Below are 26,206 nucleotides of genomic sequence, written 5' to 3'. Positions count from 1 at the left end.
TCGAGCGAGCTCGCGAACTGATACGCGAGCAATCCGATGTCACGGAGTCCTTGCCGTTCTCCCTGTCGTAGGGCATTGCGCCTTCATTCAGATAATCCTATTATCTGAATGAAGTGCTCGACGAGGAGAGGTCCACATGATGAAAGCTCCGTTCTGGTTCACACAGTCCTGGGGATGCCACCCATGCCCGTAGCCGTCGTGACCGGGGCGGGCAGCGGCATCGGACGCGCGACTGCCGAGCGCTTCGGTCGTAAAGGTTGGACCGTCGTGGTATCCGATATCAACGAGACCACCGGCGCCGAGACGGTTGACCGCATCGTGGGCGATGGCGGTAACGCCGTCTTCCGCCGACTGGATGTCGCCGATCTGGCGGATTGGGAGCTATTCACCGATTGGGTATGCGAGCACCACGGCCTGCCGGACCTGCTCGTGAACAACGCGGGAATCCTCATTGCCGGTGGTTTCCTGGAGCAGACCGGCGCGGACTGGCGGCGGATGATCTCGATCAACATGATGAGCCCGCTGGTTGGATCGCGATTGTTTGTGCAGCGCATGGTCGATGCCGGCGCAAGAGGTCATATCGCCAACATCTGCTCGGTTGGGGCGTTCCTGCCGACGTCCTTGGCGCCGTCGTATGTCGTTGCGAAGCAAGGAGCTTGGTTCGGCACACAGGCACTACGCGCCGAGTTCGGGCGTCACGGCATCGGTGTCAGCGCGATCTGTCCCGGTTTGATCGACACAAATCTGTCCGCGAACGGCACTCGCAGCGGTGTCGATAATCCAACGGGCACAACGTGGACGAACAAACTCAGCCGTGGTCAGCACTTTCTCGGACGCTCCCCCGATCATGTCGCTGCTGCGATCGAGCGAGGCATGCGGTGGAATCTGTCCACCGTGCCGGTCGGTCTGGAAGCCTGGCTCGGCTGGTACCTGTACCGGCTCTCTCCCGGCCTGTCCCGCGGGCTCATGAGCCTGGGACGGATGTCGCTAGCCGAACGTGTCGTGGACCTGGGCGCGCGCGCACTCAACACCTTGGGGATCGGAGCAGATCGATGAAGACCGCAATCGTGACCGGGGCCGGGTCGGGCATTGGGCGAGAAACCGCCCGCCTCTTCGCTTCCCAGGGAGATCGGGTAATCCTGGCTGATATCGACATCGATGCCGCCGAGTCCGCCGCAGGCGAGATCGTCACCGGCGGCGGCACCGCCATCGCGTATCACTTGGATGTCGCGGACGAGGAGCAGTGGGAGGCATTCGGCAAGTGGGTTGATGCCGAATTCGGCGCGCCACACCTACTCGTCAACAACGCCGGAATCATGGACTGGGGCGGCTTTGTCGAGATGACCGCACAGGAATGGCAGCGCACCATGGACATCGACTTGATGAGCGTCATCTACGGCTCACGCGTATTCGCTCAACAAATGATCGATGCCGGGGTACACGGTCAGATCGTCAACATCTCCTCGGGTGCGGCCTTCCTGCCGCACAAGATGATTGCCGCGTACGGAACCGCCAAGGCAGCCGTGCTGATGGCATCACAGGCGCTACGCGTCGAACTACGTCGCCACCGCATCGGCGTCACCGCGATATGTCCGGGTGTCATCAACACGAATCTGATCGCCAATGGTCATCGCGCAGGCATCAGCGCGATCGATCAAGAGCAGTGGTACGCACGCGCCGGCAAGATCCAGTCGATCAGTTACGCAGGCCCGGACAAGGTGGCACGCGTCATCGAGCGATCGGTGCGACACAACTGGGCCGTCGTTCCCGTGAACCCCGAATCGTGGTTCATCTACGGCCTCTACCGCCTGTCACCGAGTCTCAGCCGGGTCGTCACCGGTATCGGCTCGTTCGAACTGGCCGACGGCCTGATGTCTCGGCTGCAGCCCCTCCTGAATCGAGTCGGACAATGAGCGCACCAGCACCGAAATTCGATGTCGCGATCATCGGTGCCGGGCCCGGCGGCATCGCAGCCGGAGTCAAACTACTGCAGGCCGGTATCGGCAACATCGTGCTGCTGGAACGGGCCGATGACGTGGGCGGTAGCTGGCATGAGAACCACTATCCGGGCCTCGGGGTGGACGTTCCGTCCTTCGCCTACCAGTACTCCTTCGCACGAAACTCTCAGTGGAGCAGGCTTTTTCCCAAGGGCGACGAGGTCAAGCAGTATCACGTCGATGTGGCCAAACGCTTCGGTGTCCACGAACGTGTCCGCTTCAACACCAACGTCGAACGGGAAGAGTGGGACGACGCCGGATTCTGGAACCTGCTCACCAGCGACGGTTCGGTCATCACCGCACGCTTCGTGATCAGCGCCGTCGGTGCCTTCGTCCGTCCCAAGGCCGATGTCGGCATCGCCGGAGCGGACTCGTTCGGCGGCAAGGTGCAACGGCCTACAGACTGGGACCACTCGTACGACATGGCGGGAAGACGTGTCGGCATCATCGGCACCGGAGCCAGTGCGGTGCAGATCATTCCGACGATCGCGCCGCAGGTGTCGCATCTCAGCGTCTTTCAGCGCACACCCGTGTGGTCACTGCCCAAGCCGGACCTTGAAATCGGTCCCATCCTGCGCCCCCTATACGCGGCGCCCGGCGTGCAGCCGGCACTCAATGGCGCCGTCCTGGTAGTTGCCGACCTGCTACTGCGCACCCTGAGCAGAGCGCCGTTCCGATGGTCACGGCCCGCGATGGACAGATTCGATGCAGCATGCATTGCCGCATACCGGCGTTACATCCGTTGGGTGGTGAAGGATCCGTCTACGGCCGCGAAACTGGCTCCCGACTTCGGCCCGCTTGCCAAGCGCCCGACCATATCCAACGGCTATCTGCAGGCGTACAACCGTGACAACGTCTCGCTGATCACCGAGCCGATCGAGAGGATTACCGAGGCCGGCGTCCGGACACGCGATGGCGCCGAACACCCATTCGATGCACTGGTGCTGGCCACGGGATACGAAGTGTTCTCCGATCCGGAGACCTATCTTCCCGGAGCAATTGTGGGCAGTAACGGCTTCGACTTGGCGAAATACTACGCCGACCAAGGATTGCAAGCCTACGAAAGTGTTGCGGTGCACGGTCTGCCAAATCGATGGACGTTATGCGGGCCGTATTCGTGGACGGGCTCGGGTTGGCACGCCTTCATGGAAATGACATCGGATCACGCCGTGCGTGCGATCACCGAGACCAACCGGCGCGGTGCGATTCGCTGTGAGGTACGCAAGGAGATCGCCGACACGTACCACCGGACCGTGCGGCAACGATCCGAGGCCATCCGGTACTACCTTGCGGAGCTGAACGGACATATTCCGACCTACTACCGGAACTCACAGGGCGACAGCACGTACCTGCGGCCTGCGGGCTTCTTCGAGGCACGCCGCAGCACACGCAAGTTCCCGCTCGACGACTACGTCTACGAGAAACAGCCCGCGGAGGTGCTCGCATGAACAACTCGGTGCCGATTACCGCAACCGGGGGCTCCGTCAGCGTCGAGATGACGGGGAGTGGATCAGCCCTACAAAGGTTTTCCCACGCGGCGGCGCGCGTTCTGCTGCGAGCACCGCTGGAGCTTCTTGCCAAGCTCGCCATACGATTTCCCGCGTTGAGGACGCGCGGATTCCGGGCTGTCAACTTCGTCGAGATGGCCGCATACCCACTGCGTCCAAGCAGGGGTACGGCGCGCCGTATTGTGACGTTCCCCAGCTTCCGTGCGGAATGGCTGTGGCATAAGGATCTTTCCGATCCCGAGAATCCGGCGGAGGGAGCGGTGCTGTATTTCCACGGCGGTGCCTTCATTCTGGGCGGCCTCCACAGTCACCGACGCATGACGGCACGCCTTGCACGCACAGCGGGAACGCGACTACTCGCGGTCGACTATCGCCAGCTCCCGTTGGCGCACATCACCGAATCTGTCGCCGATGCCATGACCGCTTACCGGTATCTGCTCGACCAGGGATACACCGCCGACAAGATTGTGTTCGCGGGTGATTCAGCCGGAGGCGGACTGGCCTTCAGCGCTGCGCTCGCCGCGCGAGATCTCGGATTACCTGTACCCGGCGGCATCGCCGCCATCTCCCCCTGGGCGGACCTCGATTGTTCGGCCAAGAAGGCTCATCCGAACGAGTCCCGTGACGCGATGCTGTCCGGTCTCATTCTCTCCGTTCCGGGCGAACTGGGCATGGCCCCCGACGGGGTGTTGGACCCCGCCTGGTCATCGGTGAACCACGATTTCACCGGCCTACCAAAGGTTTTCATTCAAGTGGGATCACTCGAGGTACTGCTGGTCGATGTCGAGCAATTGGCCCGCCGCTGCGCCGAGGCCAACGTGCCGTGCACGGTTCAGATCTGGGACCACGCCGTGCACGATTTTCAGATAGCGGCGGATCTGCTGCCTGATGCTCGGGCAGCCGTTGCAGGCATGGCGTACTTCATCGGCCAGATCACCAACCCGACCATCTCCAAGGCAGGTACATCGTGAGCACACCCACCCTCCCCCAACACGAGGTCCTCGTCGTAGGCGCCGGATTCGGCGGTATCGCCGCGGGCGTCAAGCTACGCAAGGCGGGGATCGACGACTTCGTCATCGTCGACAAGCATCCGTCCGTGGGCGGAACGTGGTTTATCAACAAGTACCCCGGTGTCGCGGTGGACATTCCATCCTTCATCTACAGCTACTCCTTTGCCCAAACCGGGAACTGGAGCCGGCTGTTCGCGCCGGGGGAAGAGCTGCAGCAGTACGCCGAGGACGTAGTCGATCAACACGGCCTGCGCGACAAGCTGCGGCTGAGCACCACGGTGCTCGGTAGCCGGTTCGATGAGGCCACCGACATCTGGCATGTGCAGACCGACCGAGGCGAAATCACGGCACGTCACGTGATCGTCGGGATCGGGGGGCTCGAGGTGCCGAACCTGCCGAACATCCCGGGTATCGACACCTTCGCCGGCAAGCTCCAGCACACCACGGCGTGGGACCACGACTACGACCTCACCGGCAAGCGGGTGGCCGTGATCGGAACCGGCGCCACCGCACTGCAGTTGATACCAGCGATCGCTGATCAGGTCAGTCACCTGGCGGTGTTCCAGCGCACCGCGATCTGGGTCGCGCCCAAGCTCGACTTCAAGACCGGCCCCCTCACCCGATTCATCTTCGGCAATCGCCTGCTGCGCGCGCCCCTGCGCGGCGCCGGCATGGTGCTCGTCGAGTTGGGGCTCGGCGGTGCGCTGCTAGGCGGACAGCTGTTGGGGGAACGCTTGTACAAGGCGGTGCTGCAGAGCGTTGGTCTGGCCCTGCGGGGATGGATGTGGACGCAGCTCCCCGGAGAACCCGAACTACGCAAAAAGCTCACGCCTACCTATGCCTTCGGTTGCAAACGGCCCTCGATGCATAACGAGTGGTTTTCGACGTTCACCAAGCCGAATGTCGACCTGGTGACCGAGCCCATCGAACGCATCACGGAGGACTCAGTCTTCACCGCTGACGGTGTCGAGCACAAGATCGATGTGCTGGTCTGTGCCACCGGATTCAAGGTCATGGAAAAGGGCGCAACCCCGCCCTTCCCCTGCCTGGGACGCGAGGGCGTCGACCTGAACACCTGGTGGGATGAGAATCGCTATCAGGCCTACCAAGGGGTGACCATTCCGGGTTGGCCCAACGCCTACATGCTGATCGGCCCGTGGGCGTACTCGCCCGGATCATACCTAGTGCTACTGGAATCAACTGTGGCCCATGCTGTTCGAGCAATAAAGGAGTCCCGGCGGCGCGGAGCCACCCGGTGCGAGGTTCGCCGGGAACCCCACGACAAGTACTGGCAACAGATGCTGTCGCGTGCCGCCAAGAGCCACCTACCCACACCGCTGTGTGCCGGCTCGAACACCTACTACATCAATTATCAGGGTGATGCTGCCGCGTACCGCCCCTCCACCAATACTGAGATGCGCCTGCAGAACCGGTATTTCCCATTCACCGACTACGAGTTCACCAGCGTTAGTGAGAAGAACTCAGTCGATCTCGCCACGTCTCGAGGGTCTGCATGAACACGCTGGTCGACTGATCGAGACCGACCAGGCCCATGGTGTGGTTGACCACCAAACCCATACCCGTCGCGATGATCGCCGCCACCGCGTCGTCGAGGAGGGCTCCCTCGTCTACGTCGACGCCTTCGCTCTGAAGCTGACCCAGAAGTACCGCTTTCACCCCGTCCTGCAGACCCGACACCGTCTCCCTGATGAGCTCTGATTGTTCGGGACTGTGCCGGGCGGCCAGGAGATACTCCGTGGTGAGGCCGATCCAATCGGTCTCACCACTGAGAACTCGCCACTTCGCCTCGACGACCTCAAGTTTGGCCGATGTCCCCTCGGAGGCCATCACCGCCAGCGCGACCTGCGTCAGCCATCCTTCGTAGTGAATACGCAGGAGTTGCTGACACAACGCGTCTTTGCTCTCGAAGTTGCTGTAGATCGACCCCTGGGTGCGTCCTGCCTCGGCCGCTATCTGCGCAACCGTCGTCGCGTGAAATCCCCGTTGCAGAAAGACCGTCTCGGCGGCGGTGAGCACGAGCTCGCGGGTCTGCGCCTGGAGCTCCTCGCGTGTCAGCGCCCTCGGCATCGACACCCCGCTCGCTAGTCCGCGCGCCCCATCGTGCGCCTTTCGATTCCCGACCGTAACCGGGTGGCTCGCAGTATATCCAGCTACCGCAATCGGCTCGGAGATCGCTGCTCGGGGCATGGGCTTCAGCGGCGGTCAGGTCGCGACAGGATTTCGCGCGGCCGCGGCGACGAGCGCTTTGGCTATGGCGCCCGCCGGTGCGACGTCGCAGGCGCGGTGCGCCCGGAAATCCCAGGTGACTTCACGACCTCCCGCGGTCGCGACGAAGACACCACCCAGCTGATACGGGTCGCCCGTTCGTTGGTACGGATATACACCCTCACGCATGAGCTCGAGCCACGGTCCGAGGTTCGAGAGCCCGATCGTTCCTCTTCGGTACCGCCAGAGTCCCATCGTCCGGTACAGCGTCTGGTCATGCGTCGTCAGCACCAAGAATCGGGTCTGGCTGCGCTTACGAAAGGTGAAGCCCTGGATAGAGGTGCCCAATCCGATGAAGACGACTTTCGCTCCCGCAGCGACGATCTCATCGTGGTAGCGGTTGAGCGATTGGGCCTGCCGAAGTGCGAAGGCACTGCCGAACTGGCGCAGGAAGACGAACGCCACCGGGCCCTCGGCCCATAGCTCCTGAAACTCATGCAGGTGGTGACGATCATCGAGTAGCCGCTCATTGGCCATGATGTCGATACGTGTCATACCAGTGCCTCTACCGACCGCGCCGCCGCGACGGCATGCATCGGGCATACACTGGCCTCGAGTGTTCCCCCCTTGCCCTGCTGCAGTTTCAGGCCCACCTCATGATCGAAAGGCACCGGCCCGGTATCCGGTGCATGCCGGATCGCGTTGTGCATGTATCCCCACATCTCGTATCCGAACCAGGGAAGAATCAGCTTTTCGACAATCGGATTACGCAGTGCACGCACGGCACCCTTGATCGCGAACGTGCCAATGGCGGGCCGGATGCGCATGGTCTCCAGGTCACAGATCTCCCGGACGTACGGCGTGAGCAGTGGGATCGCCGCCCAGATCGCGAGTTTGATGCCCGCACCCATAATCGCGTTGGGATACAACGGCGTCCACGGATTGTGCAGCATGAAGTCGTACAGTTCCTGGGCCGGCCGGGTAACCGCCATGATGTTCTTCTCCGCGTCCTTCACCCAGGCTTCGACGGCCTCTGGCGTATCGGGAAGCTCGCCCGCCGGCATGCCCATCAACTCGCACACGCGCACCTGCTCCTTGTAGAACACGCACTCGTCCTCGTACGTCGCGTTCGGGTCGCCAAACCTCTTGTAGGCACGCCAGAGGTGCGGCCACCCGACCACATACGTAAACTTCAGCGTCTCAACATGATTCGCACGATACGACTCGCCGGTCGATGGCACATCACCATTGACGTGCGAGTGCTTACGGAAAAGATCTCGCCCTACCTTGACCGCCGCGTCGGTGTCTCCCGCGACAGCACCGGCGAAGAACAACAGACTCCGGCGGATCCTGCCCACCGTGTCGTAGTAGTACGTCGTGTGCTGGCCGACGCCGTAAGCGCCATCGGGGTCGATGGTCGAGATGAACAACCCTGAGAGTGCACCCATCCCGGCGATCATGACATTTTCGTAGACCTTGAAGCTGAGCGAGTCGAGCCCGAAGTAGCCGTCGTCCTGGCGCGGCGCCTCGGCGATCTGCAATGCCTTCTTGCCGTTCTTCCCGTGCAGCTTCAACAGGAAGTCGTACCGCCGGTCGCGCCTGCGACGCTCCTCAACAGTTCCCGCGTACCTCGGGTCGTCTCGCAGGCTGCCCATAGTCCAACTCCCTTGCATCGCAGTGTGACGTGCTTGGTTCCAGCCAGTTGGAATAGTATCGATATTCAGATTGCATTGCAATATAGATATGGAAAAGGGCTCCTCCATCCGCTCGGTTACGACGACTTGTCGGCATACGGTGCTACAACACCGGTATGAAGAAATCACCGGAGTGGCGCCACGCCATCAGCTGCGGTGTGGCATGCCGTGACTGCGTCCAGGACATCGATCACTGTCACGGCACTCTCATCGTGCATTCCACTCGCCACGCCGAGTGCACAGATCGCGATTGCGACGGACTCTATCTACTTCGACACAGCCTTGTTATCGATTGCATTGCCGCACAATGTGATTGCGAAGGCGAGATACAACTAGCCGGTTAGCCCATCGGGTCGGCCGACTGCGCCAGTTCCTCGGCGCTGGCAGCCTCCTGATGCGGGAATGGCGCCACCGCATCACCCCAGTGCACGCAGCTCCATCGCCCATCGGTAATCGGCGCCAGCACAACCGCTTCCGCATTACGCAGGTGATGGTTCACCGCAAAACCCGGATCCACTCCGGCGAGTGTGGCCGCCACCAGGCGAATCGCCGCGCCGTGGCTCACCACCACCACATCGCCGGTTGATGCGTCGTTTTCCAAGTGCCTCAACCGGAGTTCGGCGACAACGGGCAGGTACCTGTCGAACACGTCCTGCGCGGATTCGCCACCAGGCAAACGGGTCCCGAAGTCACCAAAATGCCAACGCTCATACGTGCGGTCGAAAACCTCGAACGATTCCACGCCGGTGTGGTCCTCCAACTCCCCGGCCTGTACCTCGTGCAAACCGTCGAGCTGAAGAGCTTCCACACCAAGATGTCCCGCGATCTCGGAGGCGGTCTGGACCGCGCGCAGCGCCACAGAATGCACCAGGACCGCCGGCGCCAGCTCTTCATACTGCTTGGCGAAAAGGCGCGCCTGTTGCAGTCCGAGTTCGGTCAGCGCCGCACCGGGCGGTTTGGTGTCCAATCGGCGCTCGACGTTTCCATAAGACTGTCCGTGCCGGACCAGGACAAGGCGCCCACTCATCGCAGCTTCCCTTCCCGCGTTTCGGCCAGCCATCCCGACGCCTCGTCCAACACCGGTGGGTTGGCGCCGTCGGGTGCCGTCGTCTCTCGTGGCCACGATCCCAAATACCGCACATCCTCACAACGACGATGCAGTCCCTTGAGTGCCTCCCCGACCGCGACATCGTCGATATGCCCCACGCAGTCCAGAAAAAAGCGATACGTGCCCAGACCGGTCCGGGTGGGGCGGGACTCGATACGGGTGAGATCGATGTCCCGGATCGCGAACTCGTTCATGGCGGCAGCGAGCGCACCGGGTACGTTCCCCAGTCCGAGCACCACGGAAGTGCGATCGGAGCCCGTGGCCGGCGGCGGCGGCCCGGGTTGACCCACCAGCACGAAACGGGTGTGCGCATGCGCTTCGTCCACGACACCGCTGGCCAGGGCATTCAGCCCCAGGCGCTGCGCGGCCCATTCTGTACACACTCCCGCATCGGCCCGCTGCGCCTTCACATCCTCGGCCGCCGCAGCGTTCGAGTTGGCGGCGACCAGCTCCGCGTTCGGCAGGTTATCCGCCAGCCACTCACGTACCTGAGCGACGGCGATCGGGAAACCGGCGACGGTCTTCACGTCCTGCGCGGAAGTGCCCGGCCGCACCGCGATGGTGAAGGACACCGGCAACACCGCCTCGGCGAAGATCTGCAGCGGAGCACCCACCGCCAGGGTGTCCAGCGTCGGTACCACCGGGCCTTCGAGCGAGCTCTCGATCGGAACGCACGCGTACGTCGCGTCACCCTCCTGGACCTGCACCAACGCGTCGCGCGCGCTGGCCACCGACACCGGCTCCACCTCGGGTAGCCCCGGTATCCGCCCCGTCGTCCGCAGCTTGATCAGTGCGGCCTCGGAAAACGTCCCCTCCGGCCCCAAATACGTGATGCGCTGCACACTCCAAACCTTAGGCGTTCCACCGCCCGGCGAACCCCCGACACAGTCGACAGCACAGGTGTCCCTTGCACTCTCCACGGTCCGTTGTTAACTTAGGCTTACCTCAGTTGGTTGACACGACAGGGTTCCAAGGAAAGGGTCGCCATGACCGCAGCACCGCCCACCACCGCAGAGCGCGTGCGCTCGGCATGTGCCCGCGCCGCAAGCTCCACTCTCGCCATTGCCGGAGCCGATGTGGTCGGAACCTCGCTGCACCACCTGTTCGACGACGGAACCTTCGCCGTTGCGGTCCCCGCCGACAGCGCGACCGCTGCGACCGTGGTCTCCGCGGGGCCGAACGGCATGCCGGCACTCCTGGAACTAACAGACCAGGCCCCGCTACCGCTGCGCGAGCCGGTCAGATCCCTGGTCTGGGTGCGTGGCAACGTCGTGGCCGCTACCGATCGGGAGGCCCGCGGCATCGTCGACGTCATCGCCAGCCGCACACCCGATCCGGCACTCCTGGACATCCGCACCGATATGCGACTACGCACGGAACCCGGCTCGATCCTGCTGTGCCTGACCGTGGAGTCCGTCGTTGTCGCCGATTCGACCGGCGCCGAATCGGTTGATGTCTCCGCGCTGCTCGGCGCGCGCCCCGATCCTTTCTGCGCACTCGAGGCCGGGTGGCTCTCACATATCGACAACGACCACCGCGATCTGGTCGAGCGGCTGGCGCGGCGGCTTCCGCTGAGCCTGCAGCACGGTGAGGTGCGGCTGCTCGGCATCGACCGCTACGGCATCCAGCTGCGCGTGGAGGGCGAGGCCGGTGACCACGACGTCAGGCTGCCGTTCAACGAACCCGTCAACGACACCGCCGGACTGAGCCAAGCGCTGCGCATCCTGGCCGGCTGCCCCTTCCTCAACGGACTGCGCGCCCGAAAGATCTAACCCAGCAACAGCTCGCGCAACACCCCGGCGAACATTGCCGGAGCAGTTCGGTGCGCGAAATGGTCCTGTCCGACAAGCTCTTTGACTCGCACGCCGGGTACCCGCCGCGCCAGGTAGCCCACTGGCTCACGGAACTGTATCGGCGAGTTGGCCCCCTCCAGCAGCAGCACGGGGATCACCGCCCGGGTGTACTCATCGAGCACCTCCGCGCACTTTTCGAGCGCCTGAAACTCCCGCGACACCGTCACCGAACGCGCTCGGACAGCCTCGCTGCCTTCCCGATTCGCCACCGCCACGCTCTCCGACACCGGAAGCGGCGGCTCGTAAAGGACAACAGCCGCCACATCGAGCCCGCGACGTAACGCCTCCAAGACGACGACGGCGCCGAACGAATGGCCGACTATCACCGCATCGGGCCCGGCCTCCGCGGCCACCGCGATGACGTCATCGGCCTCACGCGCCAAGCTGTGCTCTGCCGCGTCGGTACTCGCGCCGTGCCCACGCCGGTCGATGAGAAAACAGGTGAAGTCCCGCTGCAGCTCCGCGGCGACATCAGACCACGTCGCCCCCGAATCCATGGCTCCGTGCACCATGACGAGCGGTGGCCCCTCGCCGGACACAGTCAGGCTCAGCCGCACTCCATCGGGCGATGCCACATAGCGCAACGCGCTCACCACATCGGACACTCTTCTACCAATACCAGCCACAATGAGCGCCGTGGCCGAATCGGACATGTCAGCGCGCACAATCCGCATCGAGATGGGGATTGTGCTCGCCATCAGCTTTGGGATGAGCGCGGTGAGCGCCCTTCTGCAGTTCACATCTGCCGTCGTCGCGGGACTTTCCGGCCAGACCGTCGCCCTGAATCCCCGTCGCGCCGAGCTGAGCCTGATCGACCTCGGATTGAATCTCGTATCGATCACCCGGTTGATCGCGTGGGGCGCACTCGCGGTGTATCTGCTGTGGCGCAGCGGATTCGGTCCGTCATCGATCGGCCTCGCTCGCTGGCGCTCGCGTACCGATGGCCTGGGGGCGCTCGGCTTGGCGGCGCTCATCGGACTTCCGGGCCTGGCGTTGTACGTTGGCGCGCGCTGGATGAGCTTGAGCGTTCAGGTCATTCCCGCCTCACTCGACGACACCTGGTGGCGCATACCGGTGCTGGTGCTGTCCGCCTTCGCAAATGGCTGGGCCGAGGAAGTGGTGGTCGTGGCCTATCTGCAGACCCGATTGCGGCAGCTGGGCTACGGAACAGCGACCGCCATCGCGTTCTCGGCACTGCTGCGAGGTTGCTACCACCTGTATCAAGGCGTCTCGGCCGGTATCGGAAATCTGGTGATGGGTCTGGTCTTCGGATACGTCTGGCAGCGGACCGGACGACTATGGCCGCTGGTTGTCGCCCACGGCGTGATCGACACCGTGGCCTTCGTCGGGTTCGCGTTGCTCCGGGATCACCTGAGCTGGCTCCACTAGCCTCATCTCATGGGATGCGCACGATGACCGAGCCCACCATCCCCTTCCGTGGGCGGCGCCCCCATCGACGGGACGGGCGGGAAGACAGCGAGGTCATCCGGCGGTATCCGCAACAGCCGCCGCCTCCACCGGCCCGCACCCCACCGCGTCGACAGGGACCACCGCCGCCGCGCCGCGAACACTCTCCACCGCCGCGCCCGACCTCACGTGATGTGCGACCCCGGCGGCCGGCACCGCCTGCCGAACCGCCGCCGTCCCGGCCGCGCCGCACCAGACGGTGGGGCACCTGGATACGGCGCACTCTCCTTCTCGCAGTGACTCTTGTTCTCGTCGGGTTCTGCACCATCGTCGGCACCGCGTTCTGGATCGACGGGCGGTTGCACCGCGTGGACGCGCTCACCGACTATCCGGAACGCCCGCTGCCCGGCAGCGGGACAAATTGGCTTCTGGTCGGCTCCGACAGCCGTCAAGCCCTCAGCCCCGAACAGGAGGCGGAGCTCTCTACCGGCGGCGACACCGGTGATGGCCGCACCGACACCATCCTCGTGGTGCACATACCGGCCTTTTACGACGGTGGGCCCGCCACCATGGTGTCCCTCCCCCGGGATTCGTACGTTCCCATTCCCGGATACGGAAGCGACAAGATCAACGCCGCCTTCACGCTGGGCGGAGCGGCCCTGCTCACCCAAACCGTCGAACAGGCCACCGGCCTGCGCATGGACCACTACGCGGAAATCGGATTCGGTGGATTCGCCTCGGTGGTCGATGCCGTCGGCGGCGTCTCGATGTGTCTCGACGAGCCGATCGACGACGCCCTAGCGGGAGTCAACCTGGCCGCCGAGTGTCAGATACTCAACGGGCCCAACGCACTTGGATATGTGCGCAGTAGAGCCACCCCTCGTGCAGACCTGGACCGCATGACGCATCAGCGAATTTTCATGGCCGCGCTTTTTCACCGCGTGAGCAGTCCGCCGGTGTGGGCCAACCCATTCCGGTGGTATCCACTCGCCACGTCCACCGCCGATGCCATCACCGTCGCTCAGGGCGATCACAGCTGGAATCTGGCTCAACTGGGCCTGGCCCTAACCGGCTCTACCCAAAACCTGACCATGCCCATCGGCTCGTTCTCCTCAAACTGGGCGGGGGACGTCGTCACCTGGGATGAGGATGCCTCAGCACGGCTCTTCGAGGCCTTGCGCACCGGTCAGCCGGTACCCGCAGACCTCTTGCCCGACCCGGCCACACCGACCCCTTGACGCACTAGGCTTTTCGGTGTGGCTACCACCGACCTCCATGCGCGCGCATCTTCACCGTTCCTCGAACTGTTGCGGGACCAAATCGGCAACGAGTTCACGGCCTCCCAGCAGTACATCGCGATCGCGGTCTACTACGACGATGCCGATCTGCCGCAGCTTGCCAAGCGCTTCTATGCGCAAGCGGTCGAAGAGCGCAATCACGCGATGATGATCATCCGCTATCTGATCGACAAGAACGTGGACGTCTCGATCCCCGGTGTTGATGGCGTCGTGAACGAATTCGCCGATGCGCGCGCACCCATCGCCTTGGCCCTCGAACAGGAGAAGCGCGTCACCGACCAGATCACCGCGCTCGCCCGCGCGGCCCGTACGTCGGGCGACTATTACGGCGAGCAGTTCATGCAGTGGTTCCTCAAGGAACAGGTAGAGGAGGTCGCCGCCATGGACACGCTGTTGACGGTTGTCGATCGTGCCGACCACGACCTGTTCGATCTGGAGAATTTCGTGGCGCGCGAGCTCAACCGGCCCATCGGGCAGGACCCCACCGCTCCCCCTGCCGCCGGGGGCGCACTCTAAATCAATTTTGTGCACGCCGATTTCCAATTGTTGTTGCACAGAAATTAACTTTGGCTAAGTTAAGAATCCGCCAATTACCTTGCGTAAAATTCGAGAATTACTTAGGTGAAGGTAACCTCATTAAGGCTGACCTTGGCTGACAAGGCCTCTGACCTGGTCTATTGTCGATTTCATGTCCGCGAACGACACCCCCAAGACTAAATTCAACGCGCTTCTCCACGACCAGATTGGCCACGAGTTCACCGCGTCGCAGCAATACATCGCTATTGCCGCGTATTTCGATGACGCCGATCTTCCGCAGCTCGCCGCACATTTCTACAAGCAGGCGGTAGAAGAGCGCAATCACGCCATGATGATCGTGCGGTACCTGATCGACCGGCGCGTTTCCGTGGAGATCCCGCCCGTGGGCGCGGTCACGAACGGATTCACCGCGCCGCGTGAGCCGCTGGCGCTGGCGTTGGCTCAGGAGCAGACCGTCACCGAGCAGGTCACCGAGCTGGCTCGCACCGCCCGGGACGAAGGTGACTACATCGGCGAGCAGTTCATGCAGTGGTTCCTCAAGGAACAGGTCGAAGAGGTCGCCCTCATGGACACGCTGCTCACCGTGGCCGAGCGTGCGGGAGACAACTACTTCGACCTGGAGGAGTTCGTCGCACGCGAGATCTCGGTCGAATCAAGCGATCCCACCGCACCCCCGGCCGCGGGTGGCTCGCTGTAGCCAACCTGACGCGCCGCTGACTGCTCTCCCTCGCGCTCGACCACGGTCGAGAACGGGGGAGAGTTTGTTTTCGCACCCATCACGCCCGTTCTCTCACTCCCCGTCGGCTAATCTTGATTGGCAGATCCTGATTTGCCACCTCAAAGGACGACGCTACGGAAAGGGGGGCGGCGTACCGGATGTCCCGCGGCAGACAGATTCAATTGACGCTCACTGCTTCTCGCGCCATAGAGTCACTTCGAGCCAACCCATTGTTTGTCGACACATTGGCCCAACACCTGGTACTGGCATCGGGTGACCCCTACGCGTTAGCACTCCTCGACCATCAACCAGCGGATTCTCCCGTTGCTGCCGATCCGACTAGCGACCACAAATCGTTCATCGCGCATTGCCGGTCACTGATGACGCGGCACTACGACGACTCCCTGCTGGCTGCAACACATTCCGGCGCCCGCCAGGTGGTGCTGCTAGCGGGTGGCCTAGACACCCGCGCCTATCGGCTGGACTGGCCTGATGGCACCACGGTTTTCGAGGTCGACTATCCGGAGCTACTCGGCTTCAAACAAGAGGTGCTCGCCGAGATTGGTGCGCAACCGCGCGCCGAACGCCGACAGGTCGGAACGTTCCTCAGCGGGCCGTGGCAGCCCGACCTGACCGCAGCCGGGTTTGACCCCGATCTGCCCACCGCGTGGCTGGCCGAGGCACTCGTCTCACATCTGCCAGGCCCCAGCCATGACGCACTCTTTGAGCGCGTCATCGAGATGTCGGCCCTCGGGAGCACCATCGCCACCGACACCGACGGCGCAGCACCCTCCGGCCAGCCGTGGGCCGACGTTCGCGATGCGTTGACTCCCGACACATTCCAGGTGCAGGAACTCACGCTGGCGAACGACGGACGGACCCGTTCCGGTGAGTGGCTGTCGGGGCATGGCTGGCTTGCCGGCACGACCACCGGGCACGAACTCGCGCAGCGCTACGCCAAGGCTTTGAGCGCTGAGCCGGCACCGTACGCCCAGGAATTCGCGGAACGCCGGTTTCTCACCGCGACGCTGCCATCGACGTACCTCTCCTAGCGCCGAGAACTAAGACGCCGCACTGAGATTCGAATCTCGAGCGCGCTTGACGCGATAAAGCATGTCATCTGCGGTTCTGCGCAGAGACTCGAAATCAAAGCCGGCATCGCCCGTCGATCGCCAGGCTGATCCAACGCTGACGGTGGCACCGTGCGGTCCGATACCGGCACGCAGTGTGCTGACCCGCTCGATACACGCGACTGCTTCCTCGGCCCGATCATGAAAGGCCACGATCATGAACTCATCGCCGCCCACCCGGGCCGTGATATCGCTGGCCCGGGCCGTAGTGGTGAGCACCTGAGCGACAGCCTTGATGGCTTCATCGCCCGCCTCGTGCCCCAGCGTGTCGTTTATTTCCTTGAGACGATCCACGTCCACCAAGACGACAGCGACGATTCGCGGGGCGCGCTGCCCGAACAACAGTGAGTTCAACGCCAGTTGCACGCCGCGGCGGTTCAACAATCCGGTAAGCGGATCCTGGTGTGCCGCAATGGAGACAGCCGTCAGCGATCTCCTTCCGCCCTCGATCACCGCCTGGATGATGAGGGGCAACAACACCACGGAGGAGATGACGGGTGCGTGGTAGACGTACTGCCCGAAAAGTGTGGCCTCGCCGAGATGGACATTCCACACCGTGATGGCACAGATCGCCGCGGTCGCGAAGACACAGTGGGCGGCCAGCACCCGCCAACCGAGCAAGAACGCTGCGAACACACCTACCAGGCCCATATGTGAAATCGCGCCCAGGCGGGAGGCGGGCGCCGAGAGCATGCACGCACCGATGACCAGTGAGATATCCGCCCAACACACGAAGGCGATCGCCGTGCGGCGTTTAGGCCAGGGCAGCACGATCCAGCACATCCCGACGACCAGAGAAGAAGCCACCAATACGCCGTGAATGCCCCTGGGCAACACACCGTGCGGCCCCATCGGATGGAGCTGAATGAGTACCCCAAAGACCACGATCGACATGCACAGCAATCCGATGGCGATCTTGAGAGGAACCAGGTTACGGCTGACTCGCAACGCGCGCGTGGCGAGTCTGTACTCCTCCCCGTATGTCAGCGACGTGTCACCAGCCACAAACGTGATTATGGGCCTGACCCGTGTAGCAAATAGGGGTTAATGACAGAAATTCAACTACAGCGCGGTACCGGTGAGCCCCCGCTGCAACCATGCTTTGGTGCGGCCGGGATGGTTGGTGGCTATCCAGGCGACACCTATGCTCCGGCAGAATTCGACGTCTTCGTAATGGTCGACGGTCCAGCAGTAGGTGGCTCGCCCCTGCGCCGCAGCCCGGTCGACCAGTTCCGGGTGCTCGCGCAAGGTGGCGATGGATGGCCCCACCGCGGTGGCTCCCACGGTGGTCGCGGCACTGCCTCCCAGATATCGCGACGTCTCGCCCAGGAGCACCGTCGGCAGCATGGGCGCCGCGCGGCGGATACGCCATACCGCCGCGGCAGAGAACGACATGACGACTGCCCGCGACATATCCGCTGACGCCGGTGCGGCGATGCCGAACCGGTGTAACAACGCCAGCACCTTGTTTTCCACCAACGATCCATAGCGGACCGGATGTTTGGTTTCGATGAATAGTTTCACCGGGCGGTTCCAGTCGAGCACCAGCGAGACCAGCTCCTCGAGGGTCAGCAGCCCGGTGCTCGGTCCGGCCTCCGCTCCGCCGGGGTGCCATCCTCCGAAGTCCAACGCGCGCAGCTGGCTCAGTGTCATCTCACTGACCAATCCGGTCCCGTTGGACGTGCGATCCACCCTGCGGTCGTGGACGCAGACCAGTTGTCCGTCGCGGGTGAGGCGAACATCGCATTCCACACCGTCAGCGCCCTCTTCGAGGGCGAGCTCGTATGCGGCAAGAGTGTGCTCGGGCCGATCCGCCGACGCACCCCGGTGCGCGACGACGAATGGGTGACGCTCGGCCCTGCCGTCTATCTCGTCGGCTCCTTGCACGAGCTGAGGGTCCCCCCCATCACCAGGCTCCGGCGACTCGGTCACGCTCCAATGCTGCCGGTTCCTGCCCCGTCCGTTCAACCGCAGCGCCGGAATTGTCTTCGCGTGTCGCCGGCACATCGGGTTGATCGGCGTCGATCGGCACTGGCCCTTGCGGCGACTCCACCGCCAGCCAGCGCACCGCCCGGGGATGTCCTTCTGGCGCGGTGAAGCCGTCGTACACACGCCGAAGGGACCAGACCGCTACCGCTGCGATCGCGTAGTCGATCGCGGTGAACAGCGCGTTGTCCGCCACTCCCTGCACAGTGACCGAGTCACGGGCCACCCAGGTCACCAGCACCAGCAGCCAGGTCAGGCCCCACAGAACCGACCACCACACGATGTTTCGGTATTGCCGGTACCAGCGGTTCTCTATCTTGGCGAGCTCGAGCAGCAGCAGGGGTACGCCGACGATGTTCGCGATCGGCAGCAGACACCCCACGCGGATCTCCCAGCGCGCCCGCGGATCCTCAAATCCCAGGTCCCGGTAGGTTTCGGCCCGACGCGCGATCATCCACTCGGTGAGAAACCACGCGGTCGCCACCATCACCGCGAAAGCGAGCGCCACGCTGAAGAGCACTAGCCCGTTCGACGTGCTGGCGACGAACCTGGGAATCAGTGCTCCGCGGTTGTAAACCATCAACGCATATCGAAGAAAATGTGCACACGAAACGATTGCCAGGGTGATGATTGTGGCCAGCAGGAGCCTGTCGAGCACCCGGCTGGGGACACGACCCCCGGCTATCCCTTGGCGTGAGGATCCCGTCGGTTCGATGTGGTCGACCAGACCCCAGCGCGGGATGTACGCGTAGCGCGGCGTCGGCCCGAGCGGACGGCGGCGACGGGTGGCGGTCGGGGGCGAGCCGGGGCGCACGGCAATCCATCGATATCCCGCGGGCAGCCGTGTCGGACGCGCCTGCGGACGGCCGGCGGGTGTTGCCACGGGCCCCTGCGCGGCGGGCGGAACCCAGTACTTGCCACCCGATGGCTGCGCAGCAGCGGGCGGACGCGAAACCGGCGCGGCATGGCGCGCCGGTGCGGTCATGCCCGGCTCAAGGAGCGTGCCCCGACACCGCGGGCACCAGTATCGACGCTGCTCACGCACGTTCCACTGGGTACCGCAGCGGGAGCACACCTGGATCATTCGTCCAGCGTAACGGCCTGAGGGGGCAACCGGCAGCGAGTAGCACACAGACGCCAACCCACGAGGTTGGTCGCCAGGCGCTCAGCTGATTGTGGGTTTACCTGCCTGTACCCAGGCCAACATGCCGCCAGAGACGTTGCTGACATCGAATCCGTTGCGGTTCAGATAGGCGGCCGCGCGCTGAGAGCGCCCACCCGCATGGCAGATCACCCACAGCGGAGCGTCCGGATCCAGCTCGTCCATCCGAGAGGGCACATCGCCGAGCGGTATATGTTGCGCGCCGTCGATATGCCCCGCCGCCCACTCGTCGTCCTCGCGGACGTCAAGCAACTTGACACCAAGATCCAGCGCGGCCGAGATCTCGTCGATTCCGACCTGTGGAACCTCATCACCCGAGGGGAAGCTCATCGTCCATTCCTGTCGCTCGATTGGTATGACACCTGCCGCGCCTGCAACTTTTCGCAGTGTGACGCACGCCACAGCAATGTCGGCTTATCCACAGTATCCACAGGTTGATCCACAAACCACATGCTGCTCATTTGCATTTGCGCTGGCCAGGACTTCGTAGCGGCGCTCAGCAGGGCTGGTGACGGGGAACCGTAGCACCGCCTGTGCATAGTTAGCGAATTCATGGTCGCTGCCGTGGGATAGCTCACGCCTGCGCGGGACCGCCGGGCGGTACGTCCAGTCCGATGGGGCAGGACACCGATGTCCCACCCAGGCCGCAGTATCCGTTCGGGTTCTTCGCCAGGTACTGCTGGTGGTACTCCTCGGCATAGAAGAAGGTCCGGGAAGCGGCCCCAGAATCCCCCAGCGGGCCGTCCAACGGAGCAATCTCCGTGGTGATGGCGCCATACCCGGCCTCGGCAAGGGCGGCGCCGTACCGTGCGGCACTCTCGGCGGCCTGCGCCGCCTGGCTCTCACTGGTCGTGTAGACGACCGAGCGGTACTGCGTGCCGCGATCATTGCCTTGCCGCATGCCCTGGGTCGGGTCGTGACTCTCCCAGAACTGCACCAACAGCTGTTCGTAGGTCACCTGGCGGGGGTCGAACACCACCAGCACCACCTCGGAGTGACCGGTCTGTCCCGAGCACACCTCTTCGTAGGTCGGATTGGGCGTGTAACCCCCGGCGTAGCCGACGGCCGTCGAATAGACACCGGGCAGGTTCCAGAACCCACGCTCGGCACCCCAGAAACAGCCCTCCCCGAACACCGCGGTCTCCAGCCCCTCGGGAAAGGGCGGCACGATCGTGTGCCCGTTGACGAAATGGACACCGGACACCCGAATCGGGGTGGCACGCCCCGGCAGGGCCGCACCCTCGTCAACGATTGCCGCCTTCCCCGGTTTAAGCCCTTCCTCGAGCCGTCCCAGGATCTGATCGCGAACGTTATCTACCCAAGAAGCCATGGGCTCAATGGTACGCCGTGGCACCCAGCCAATTTGCTGGTCTAGCTGGGGTTTCCAGGTACACGCAGGGTGAATTTTCGCGCATCGCGATTTGGAGCTATGATGACCGTCACACGCGAGGTGATGTGACTCATCTCACCGTGAGGGTAGTTGCAATGTGAGCAGGAGGGCAGCGATGACGGCACAGTCGGCAGGACATGAGTCGATGTCCACTTCCGGCTGGCAGCTGACACCTCGCTGCTACAACACGTCCTATCGTGTCGCGGCATTCCGCGCGCTAGTCATCGCCGTCATCCTCGCGGCCGGCCTCGCGATTCTCATCCTGATCTAGCCGGGATATTCGACGACCGGTTTCATCCGGCCAACATTGGGTAACCAATTGAGGATGCGTGCGTCCTTGCGACGCGTTGCGCAATAGAGCAGGGTTGAATCGGTAGGCCGGCGCATCCGGTGAAACCGGTTTGGCCGTGTCTTCTCATTGAATGGATCTGCACACACGCGGATACGAAGCAAGCCGAAAGGAATCTCGTGGCTGAGTACACACTGCCCGATTTGGACTACGACTACGGAGCGCTGGAGCCCCACATCTCGGGACAGATCAACGAGCTGCACCACAGTAAGCACCACGCGGCCTACGTCGCGGGTGTCAATTCCGCTGTCGCCAAGTTGGAAGAGGCTCGCGAGAAGGGCGACCACGCCGCGATCTTCCTCAACGAGAAGAACCTGGCCTTCCACCTCGGCGGCCACGTGAACCACTCCATCTGGTGGAAGAACCTGTCGCCCAACGGCGGCGACAAGCCCACCGGCGATCTGGCCGCCGCCATCGACGACCAGTTCGGCTCGTTCGACAAGTTCCAGGCACAGTTCACCGCCGCGGCCAACGGCCTGCAGGGCTCAGGCTGGGCCGTACTCGGTTACGACAGCCTGGGGCAGAAGCTGCTGACCTTCCAGCTGTACGACCAGCAGGCCAATGTCCCGCTGGGCATCATCCCGCTGCTTCAGGTCGACATGTGGGAGCACGCCTTCTACCTGCAGTACAAGAACGTCAAGGCGGACTACGTCAAGGCGTTCTGGAACGTGGTCAACTGGGCCGACGTGCAGGACCGCTACACCGCGGCAACCACGAAGACATCAGGTCTGATCTTCGGCTGATCTTGCTGTTTCGCTTGGGCCCCGGGTTTGTTACAAATCCGGGGCCCAAGTGTGTTTCCGGCGTGTCCGCTAGCGATTGCGGGCCGACTCCGCGCATGGTAACTCTGGAAAGAGCAGCGTCGCGCGATGTGGATTGTGATGTCAGAGTGATTGCGAGCGTGGCAGATATGGCAACCAGTTCCGATCAGCCGATCGAGATCGCGCCCTTCCATGCGGGCGGATCACTCAGAGGATTTGTGGTGTGCGGCCGCTGGCCCGATTCCACCAAGGAATGGATGCAGCTGCTGATCGTGACCGTGCGCATCGCCACGCTGCCTGGATTACTTTCCACCACAACGATTTTTGGCGCTCGCGAGGACTTACCCGACGATCCCGCGCCTGGCATGGTCGGACTGGTCATCGCCGAAGGAACGGTTCTCGGAGAGTCCGCCGTGACACCCGGGCGTTTTGCGGAACACCAACCACCCGCGTTGCTGATGCTCCACCCACCGTCGGAAACCAACCCGACACTGCCCGAATGCCTTGGCGCGGCATCCGGTTGCCTTCTCCTCCCAGGATTGCCGCACCTGGGCCTGGAGCACCGCGCCGCCTGGGTCGAGGCCGAGTCCGATGGCACGGTGACATCGGTGGTGAGCCGAGTGGGCATCGACCCCATCAGCGACCCGGATACGGCCGTTTTGGCAATGCTGCTTGCGGCATAAGGGAATTGAGGAAATCCGGCTTCCTGGCAAGACGTCACGAAGCGGCCTCATACAACCGAAAGGCACGCGCCTGCTGGAGTTTTCCAAATCAGGCTGCGCCCGACGCCAGCGGATCGCCGAAGAACTGACGGCGTTTGATCGGCCTGCCCACGGCAGTCCCGAAGTGGTGTCTGGCCCATGAGTTGTGCGCCCCGCTGCGCGTGTTCAGCGGTGTCGTGACAGGGGGGAGATATCCGGCAGGAGTTCATGGCCTCTCCGTGGCCGTCAGCCGCGTTCGCGGGGCCACTAGCTCTGCGCGCCCCACCTTCCACGCGCGTTCGGCGCTTACCGGCGTCGTTAATCGGCCGTGGTACGCGAGAACGGCGCAAACGACCATGCCGAACCAGCGACCACCCATGCGAGTTCTTTCCTCTTCCTGGCGACCATTTCCGCATTCCTTAGACAGGCCCGGCGCCTCGACAGCGCGGGCCGCGATCACCCCTGCCAGCGACCATCGGTCCATCGGCGCGTGGTGCGGGTCTTCGGCGGGCAGGGTGTGCGCTAGCGCGGTCTTGATTACGCCGGGCACTTCGCCACGCCGGGCCGTTCCGCCAGGTCTGCTCGCGACGAACGGTGACGACAGCCGCCCAGAGTCCGATCCTGAGGGATCCGCGACGGCACCGAAGGGTTTCATCGCGGGGCAGTGACCGCCCCCCATTGCCCTAGGTTGCTGTGATCTTGCTCACAGTGCGCAGTCGCGGATTTACCGCTGGTCAGAGGGGATGCCCTGTTGACGACCACACTTGCGGTCGATGTTCCAGTATTTAAACGTTACGACTGCGCGGCGATTCACACCATAATCGCAAGCTGCCGTTATCGTCACGGGCATGACATCGGGCCAGGTCAGCGAGGCATGCGCCGAGAAAGCGCGGCGTCGGTGTCAGTAGCAACGAAGCAGGTTATATCGCCGGGCCCCGTGTCCGGCCGACTTAGGAAACGAACGCCGCTTCTCCACACAGCCCGCGGCGGAGTCCCCGAGTCGTCGCCCTGGGGATTTATCAATCCTTTGCCTGAGAACGAAGATTCCCAGATCGTCCCGAATATTGGACGCTGCACAGATGTGCCTGAGCTAGCAGGTTTGGATAACCGAACACTATGTCCACCGTGGGCGAACTTGATGGTTGCGCTTGGCTCCAGGCAAAATTAAGGTTACGATGGGCAGCAAATACGTCCCCCGAATTAGCAACTTTATCTGTTTGTGGAGGTAAGGCTCGATGAGCACCACGTTCACCGCACGTCTGAATCGGTTGTTCGACACCGTGTATCCGCCCGGACGCGGCCCCCACACCTCTGCCGAGGTGATCGCGGCCCTGCGTTCCGAGGGCATCACGATGTCCGCGCCGTACCTGTCGCAGCTGCGATCGGGTAACCGCACCAACCCTTCGTCGGCGACCATGAAGGCACTCGCGAACTTCTTCCGGATCAAGCCGGCGTACTTCACCGACGACGAGTACTACGAGAAGCTGGATCAGGAACTGACCTGGCTCGCCAACATGCGCGACGAGGGCGTCCGCCGGATCGCGGCCCGCACCGTGGGTCTGTCCGTCGAGGCGCAGGACCGCATCACGCAGGCCGTCGACGAATACCGTCGCAAAGAGGGTCTCGACAGCTAGTCCGCCGCTCGCCTGGCCGGTCCACTCGGGGAAGGACCGGTCAGTTTGGCGTTCACCGCTCATTCGAGCCGGCGGAGTACGCACAGGGGGACGGCGATGTACAACTTAAGAACGACGTTCGGCATGCACCAGTCTGCGGTACTCAGTGGCGATCGCGAGAATCCATTCGCGATCGGAGTATCCGTCAGGCTGGTGTAGCCATTCCGGGCCCGGGAAGTTTTCCTCCGGATCACCTTCGGTAAGAACCCATTTCACTACCGCATGTGCCTGCACTTCGGGCGGTACGTCGAGCTTGGCCGGGTCCACACCGAGCTCGATATCGCCGTCACTCTCCGCCTCTGGGTCAAGCCCCTGGGCGTGCATCGCTTCCAGGAAGAGTGCGTCGGAGATGTACGCCATGCGATCTGCGACCTGGAAGGCGAGCGGGCCACGGGGCCGCACTCCGATCGCCGCATCCGGCTGCCGCTTCTTCAGGTCCTTGTATAGCGGTGCCAGTACGAACATTTCGCGGCGAGCAACCAGCCAGGTCTCGAAGGTCGGCAACAGCGATCCCACCGCCACCATCGCCATCGCACATCCGATCAAAGTGGCCGCGGTCCCGATCGTCACGTACTCCGACTGGGCCACAGCCACGCCCGCGACCACCAAGACGGCCAATACCAGCAGGCTGATCCCGACGGTGAAAAGAAACAGGGCACGACCACGGCGGCTGCGATTCGAGTAGGCCATACCCGCCCACAAGACCACCGAGAGCGCCACGGCGATGTACAGCATCGGGATGAGCCAGGCTGTGCCAGAGGCGAATCCGCCAAGATCGTGCTTCAGAAACTCGCGCGGTGTCATCTCGGGCTGTGGCCCACGAGAGAAGAACACGGCGAGGCTGGCGCCGGCGATCACGGTTGCGGCCAGGTATTGCCAGCGCGCCCATCGCCTGTTGTCTGCCGCGGTGCGGTTCGCGGACATACTGGTGATCATCACGCAGCTGCCCGCCGCGCAGGCCGTCAGCGCGGCCTGGCTCACAGCCACCGAAATGTTTGGCCAGCCCACCGAGCTGTCCACAAGAATCGTCAGCGGCTCCCAGTTCAGCGCCGATACAAGTGCCAGGCTCCCCAACGCAACAATCATGCCGGTGCTCACCGGGGATTGTTTGTGGACGAGCACCCACCCGATGCGCAAACCCGTCGCCATCCCCAGCAGCCCGGCAATCACCCAGGCGATCACCCAAAGGCCTCCCCGAGCCTCACCTGAACAATGGATGCGCGATCAGATGGCAGTCGACCAAGCCGGTACAGCAGCAGCGCCGCGAAGTCCTCGGCCTCTTGTTCGGCCTCCATCCCGGCCGCCCCCATGCAGCCGGTGCGCTGAGAAAGCATGTACGCGATGAGGTCATCGCTGGCGAATTCGGCTTCGTCCCTGGCCATTTCAACCACCGAGATGCCCTCGTGCCGCAACACCACATGCCCGAGTTCATGGGCCAGGGTCCGGTCCCAGGTGGGTAGGCCACGCTGGATGATGAAGATGTCTTCGTTCTCGTACTGGCGCCATTGACCGCATACCCCGGGCGGCAGATCAGCCGAGATGATCTCGATGGACCGGTCCCGATCGCGACCAACGGCCTCGACGAGGGCCGTCAGTGTCACCTCACCCTTACGCGGGGCGAGGTCGAGCACAGCACTGACGGCGTCGGTCACACGACGGCCTGCGCCCATGTGTGTCTCCCCTCACCGTGTGCCTTCC

The 26,206-nt window shown here is 63.5% G+C and carries 30 protein-coding genes; 16 read left to right on the top strand and 14 right to left on the bottom strand.

Features of this window, described 5'->3' with window-relative positions; all coding sequences use genetic code 11:
- The first annotated feature begins 183 nt into the window (after nucleotides 1–183).
- Genes AOT87_RS18385 through AOT87_RS18365 form a run of 5 tightly spaced genes read left to right on the top strand, consistent with a single transcriptional unit; the run spans nucleotide 184 to nucleotide 6,032 of the window.
- Nucleotides 184–1,056: an SDR family NAD(P)-dependent oxidoreductase gene (locus AOT87_RS18385; RefSeq protein WP_057967319.1), complete on the top strand. Its 873-nt coding sequence runs from the start codon at nucleotides 184–186 to the stop codon at nucleotides 1,054–1,056.
- Entirely contained in the window at nucleotides 1,053–1,913 is an 861-nt protein-coding gene (locus tag AOT87_RS18380; protein ID WP_030096146.1) for an SDR family NAD(P)-dependent oxidoreductase, read from the top strand. Before AOT87_RS18385 ends, AOT87_RS18380 begins: the two co-directional genes overlap by 4 nt.
- On the top strand, nucleotides 1,910–3,445 hold the full coding sequence (locus tag AOT87_RS18375) for an NAD(P)/FAD-dependent oxidoreductase (RefSeq protein WP_057967320.1): 1,536 nt from the start codon (nucleotides 1,910–1,912) through the stop codon (nucleotides 3,443–3,445). The genes AOT87_RS18380 and AOT87_RS18375 overlap by 4 nt, the downstream gene beginning before the upstream one ends.
- Nucleotides 3,442–4,476 (top strand): alpha/beta hydrolase, encoded by a 1,035-nt coding sequence (locus tag AOT87_RS18370; RefSeq protein ID WP_057967321.1) that lies wholly within the window; start codon nucleotides 3,442–3,444, stop codon nucleotides 4,474–4,476. Before AOT87_RS18375 ends, AOT87_RS18370 begins: the two co-directional genes overlap by 4 nt.
- Nucleotides 4,473–6,032 (top strand): NAD(P)/FAD-dependent oxidoreductase, encoded by a 1,560-nt coding sequence (locus AOT87_RS18365; protein WP_057967322.1) that lies wholly within the window; start codon nucleotides 4,473–4,475, stop codon nucleotides 6,030–6,032. Before AOT87_RS18370 ends, AOT87_RS18365 begins: the two co-directional genes overlap by 4 nt.
- Here the strand turns inward: AOT87_RS18365 and AOT87_RS18360 are convergent.
- From AOT87_RS18360 to AOT87_RS18350, 3 genes are all read right to left on the bottom strand, one after another.
- Nucleotides 5,983–6,609 carry a TetR/AcrR family transcriptional regulator gene (locus AOT87_RS18360; RefSeq protein WP_030096150.1) on the bottom strand — a complete coding sequence of 209 codons (627 nt, stop codon included), beginning with the start codon at nucleotides 6,607–6,609 and terminating at the stop codon, nucleotides 5,983–5,985. The genes AOT87_RS18365 and AOT87_RS18360 overlap by 50 nt on opposite strands.
- 129 nt (nucleotides 6,610–6,738) lie before the next feature.
- A complete protein-coding gene (locus AOT87_RS18355) occupies nucleotides 6,739–7,296 on the bottom strand; it encodes a peroxiredoxin-like family protein (RefSeq protein ID WP_030096151.1) in 558 nt (185 codons plus the stop codon).
- Nucleotides 7,293–8,396 carry an oxygenase MpaB family protein gene (locus AOT87_RS18350; RefSeq protein WP_030096152.1) on the bottom strand — a complete coding sequence of 368 codons (1,104 nt, stop codon included), beginning with the start codon at nucleotides 8,394–8,396 and terminating at the stop codon, nucleotides 7,293–7,295. The genes AOT87_RS18355 and AOT87_RS18350 overlap by 4 nt, the downstream gene beginning before the upstream one ends.
- A gap of 155 nt (nucleotides 8,397–8,551) precedes the next feature.
- On the opposite strand from AOT87_RS18350, the gene AOT87_RS27950 reads away from it, so the two are divergent.
- Complete coding sequence (locus AOT87_RS27950) at nucleotides 8,552–8,779, top strand: hypothetical protein (protein ID WP_075908321.1); 228 nt, start codon at nucleotides 8,552–8,554, stop codon at nucleotides 8,777–8,779.
- Here AOT87_RS27950 and AOT87_RS18345 read toward each other — a convergent pair.
- Nucleotides 8,776–9,462 (bottom strand): histidine phosphatase family protein, encoded by a 687-nt coding sequence (locus tag AOT87_RS18345; protein ID WP_030096153.1) that lies wholly within the window; start codon nucleotides 9,460–9,462, stop codon nucleotides 8,776–8,778. The two genes, AOT87_RS27950 and AOT87_RS18345, sit on opposite strands and share 4 nt — an antisense overlap.
- Complete coding sequence (pheA, locus tag AOT87_RS18340; RefSeq protein ID WP_057967323.1) at nucleotides 9,459–10,385, bottom strand: prephenate dehydratase; 927 nt, start codon at nucleotides 10,383–10,385, stop codon at nucleotides 9,459–9,461. The genes AOT87_RS18345 and pheA overlap by 4 nt, the downstream gene beginning before the upstream one ends.
- A 144-nt stretch (nucleotides 10,386–10,529) precedes the next feature.
- On the opposite strand from pheA, the gene AOT87_RS18335 reads away from it, so the two are divergent.
- Nucleotides 10,530–11,315 (top strand): DUF2470 domain-containing protein, encoded by a 786-nt coding sequence (locus AOT87_RS18335; protein WP_030096155.1) that lies wholly within the window; start codon nucleotides 10,530–10,532, stop codon nucleotides 11,313–11,315.
- Here AOT87_RS18335 and AOT87_RS18330 read toward each other — a convergent pair.
- Nucleotides 11,312–12,001: an alpha/beta hydrolase gene (locus AOT87_RS18330; RefSeq protein ID WP_057967324.1), complete on the bottom strand. Its 690-nt coding sequence runs from the start codon at nucleotides 11,999–12,001 to the stop codon at nucleotides 11,312–11,314. The genes AOT87_RS18335 and AOT87_RS18330 overlap by 4 nt on opposite strands.
- Nucleotides 12,002–12,023: 22 nt before the next feature.
- Between AOT87_RS18330 and AOT87_RS18325 the strand changes: the two genes are divergently transcribed.
- The 5 genes from AOT87_RS18325 (at nucleotide 12,024) to AOT87_RS18305 (ending at nucleotide 16,408) form a co-directional block, all read left to right on the top strand.
- Nucleotides 12,024–12,785, top strand: a complete 762-nt coding sequence (locus AOT87_RS18325) for a CPBP family intramembrane glutamic endopeptidase (RefSeq protein WP_057967325.1) — start codon at nucleotides 12,024–12,026, stop codon at nucleotides 12,783–12,785.
- A 314-nt stretch (nucleotides 12,786–13,099) separates the two neighbouring features.
- Nucleotides 13,100–14,041 (top strand): LCP family protein, encoded by a 942-nt coding sequence (locus tag AOT87_RS18320; RefSeq protein WP_057967326.1) that lies wholly within the window; start codon nucleotides 13,100–13,102, stop codon nucleotides 14,039–14,041.
- 18 nt (nucleotides 14,042–14,059) lie between these two features.
- Complete coding sequence (locus AOT87_RS18315; protein WP_030096159.1) at nucleotides 14,060–14,617, top strand: ferritin; 558 nt, start codon at nucleotides 14,060–14,062, stop codon at nucleotides 14,615–14,617.
- A 172-nt stretch (nucleotides 14,618–14,789) separates the two neighbouring features.
- The gene (locus AOT87_RS18310; protein ID WP_030096160.1) at nucleotides 14,790–15,335 is read left to right on the top strand and encodes a ferritin; all 546 of its coding nucleotides are present in this window, start codon (nucleotides 14,790–14,792) and stop codon (nucleotides 15,333–15,335) included.
- A gap of 179 nt (nucleotides 15,336–15,514) precedes the next feature.
- Entirely contained in the window at nucleotides 15,515–16,408 is an 894-nt protein-coding gene (locus AOT87_RS18305) for an SAM-dependent methyltransferase (protein ID WP_057967327.1), read from the top strand.
- A gap of 9 nt (nucleotides 16,409–16,417) precedes the next feature.
- On the opposite strand, the gene AOT87_RS18300 is transcribed toward AOT87_RS18305, so the two are convergent.
- From AOT87_RS18300 to msrA, 5 genes are all read right to left on the bottom strand, one after another.
- The gene (locus AOT87_RS18300; protein WP_057967368.1) at nucleotides 16,418–17,473 is read right to left on the bottom strand and encodes a GGDEF domain-containing protein; all 1,056 of its coding nucleotides are present in this window, start codon (nucleotides 17,471–17,473) and stop codon (nucleotides 16,418–16,420) included.
- Nucleotides 17,474–17,548: 75 nt separating this feature from the next.
- The gene (locus AOT87_RS18295; protein WP_109398597.1) at nucleotides 17,549–18,418 is read right to left on the bottom strand and encodes a glycerophosphodiester phosphodiesterase; all 870 of its coding nucleotides are present in this window, start codon (nucleotides 18,416–18,418) and stop codon (nucleotides 17,549–17,551) included.
- Nucleotides 18,393–19,457: a DUF4328 domain-containing protein gene (locus AOT87_RS28460; protein WP_234796460.1), complete on the bottom strand. Its 1,065-nt coding sequence runs from the start codon at nucleotides 19,455–19,457 to the stop codon at nucleotides 18,393–18,395. The genes AOT87_RS18295 and AOT87_RS28460 overlap by 26 nt, the downstream gene beginning before the upstream one ends.
- 180 nt (nucleotides 19,458–19,637) lie before the next feature.
- A complete protein-coding gene (locus tag AOT87_RS18285; protein WP_030096165.1) occupies nucleotides 19,638–19,964 on the bottom strand; it encodes a rhodanese-like domain-containing protein in 327 nt (108 codons plus the stop codon).
- Between the two features lie 244 nt (nucleotides 19,965–20,208).
- Nucleotides 20,209–20,964, bottom strand: a complete 756-nt coding sequence (gene msrA / locus AOT87_RS18280) for a peptide-methionine (S)-S-oxide reductase MsrA (RefSeq protein ID WP_081346461.1) — start codon at nucleotides 20,962–20,964, stop codon at nucleotides 20,209–20,211.
- A 175-nt stretch (nucleotides 20,965–21,139) separates the two neighbouring features.
- Between msrA and AOT87_RS28455 the strand changes: the two genes are divergently transcribed.
- The 3 genes from AOT87_RS28455 (at nucleotide 21,140) to AOT87_RS18270 (ending at nucleotide 22,817) form a co-directional block, all read left to right on the top strand.
- Nucleotides 21,140–21,295: a hypothetical protein gene (locus AOT87_RS28455; protein WP_101312434.1), complete on the top strand. Its 156-nt coding sequence runs from the start codon at nucleotides 21,140–21,142 to the stop codon at nucleotides 21,293–21,295.
- 197 nt (nucleotides 21,296–21,492) lie between these two features.
- Nucleotides 21,493–22,116: a superoxide dismutase gene (locus AOT87_RS18275; protein ID WP_030096167.1), complete on the top strand. Its 624-nt coding sequence runs from the start codon at nucleotides 21,493–21,495 to the stop codon at nucleotides 22,114–22,116.
- Nucleotides 22,117–22,283: 167 nt separating this feature from the next.
- Complete coding sequence (locus AOT87_RS18270; RefSeq protein WP_030096168.1) at nucleotides 22,284–22,817, top strand: hypothetical protein; 534 nt, start codon at nucleotides 22,284–22,286, stop codon at nucleotides 22,815–22,817.
- A gap of 244 nt (nucleotides 22,818–23,061) precedes the next feature.
- Here AOT87_RS18270 and AOT87_RS28740 read toward each other — a convergent pair whose 3' ends face one another.
- Nucleotides 23,062–23,514, bottom strand: coding sequence for a hypothetical protein (locus tag AOT87_RS28740; RefSeq protein WP_123771696.1), 453 nt, complete (start codon nucleotides 23,512–23,514; stop codon nucleotides 23,062–23,064).
- Between the two features lie 556 nt (nucleotides 23,515–24,070).
- Here AOT87_RS28740 and AOT87_RS18265 point away from each other — a divergent pair.
- Entirely contained in the window at nucleotides 24,071–24,469 is a 399-nt protein-coding gene (locus AOT87_RS18265) for a secretion protein EspR (RefSeq protein WP_030096169.1), read from the top strand.
- A 105-nt stretch (nucleotides 24,470–24,574) separates the two neighbouring features.
- On the opposite strand, the gene AOT87_RS18260 is transcribed toward AOT87_RS18265, so the two are convergent.
- Both AOT87_RS18260 and AOT87_RS18255 read right to left on the bottom strand, forming a co-directional pair.
- Nucleotides 24,575–25,690, bottom strand: coding sequence for a hypothetical protein (locus AOT87_RS18260; protein ID WP_057967328.1), 1,116 nt, complete (start codon nucleotides 25,688–25,690; stop codon nucleotides 24,575–24,577).
- Nucleotides 25,687–26,178 (bottom strand): hypothetical protein, encoded by a 492-nt coding sequence (locus tag AOT87_RS18255; RefSeq protein WP_030096171.1) that lies wholly within the window; start codon nucleotides 26,176–26,178, stop codon nucleotides 25,687–25,689. Before AOT87_RS18255 ends, AOT87_RS18260 begins: the two co-directional genes overlap by 4 nt.
- Nucleotides 26,179–26,206 lie beyond the last annotated feature (28 nt).

Source organism: Mycobacteroides sp. H003 (assembly GCF_001440135.1).
GTDB lineage: Bacteria > Actinomycetota > Actinomycetes > Mycobacteriales > Mycobacteriaceae > Mycobacterium > Mycobacterium gwanakae.
This window is presented reverse-complemented; position numbering and strand designations above follow the sequence as displayed.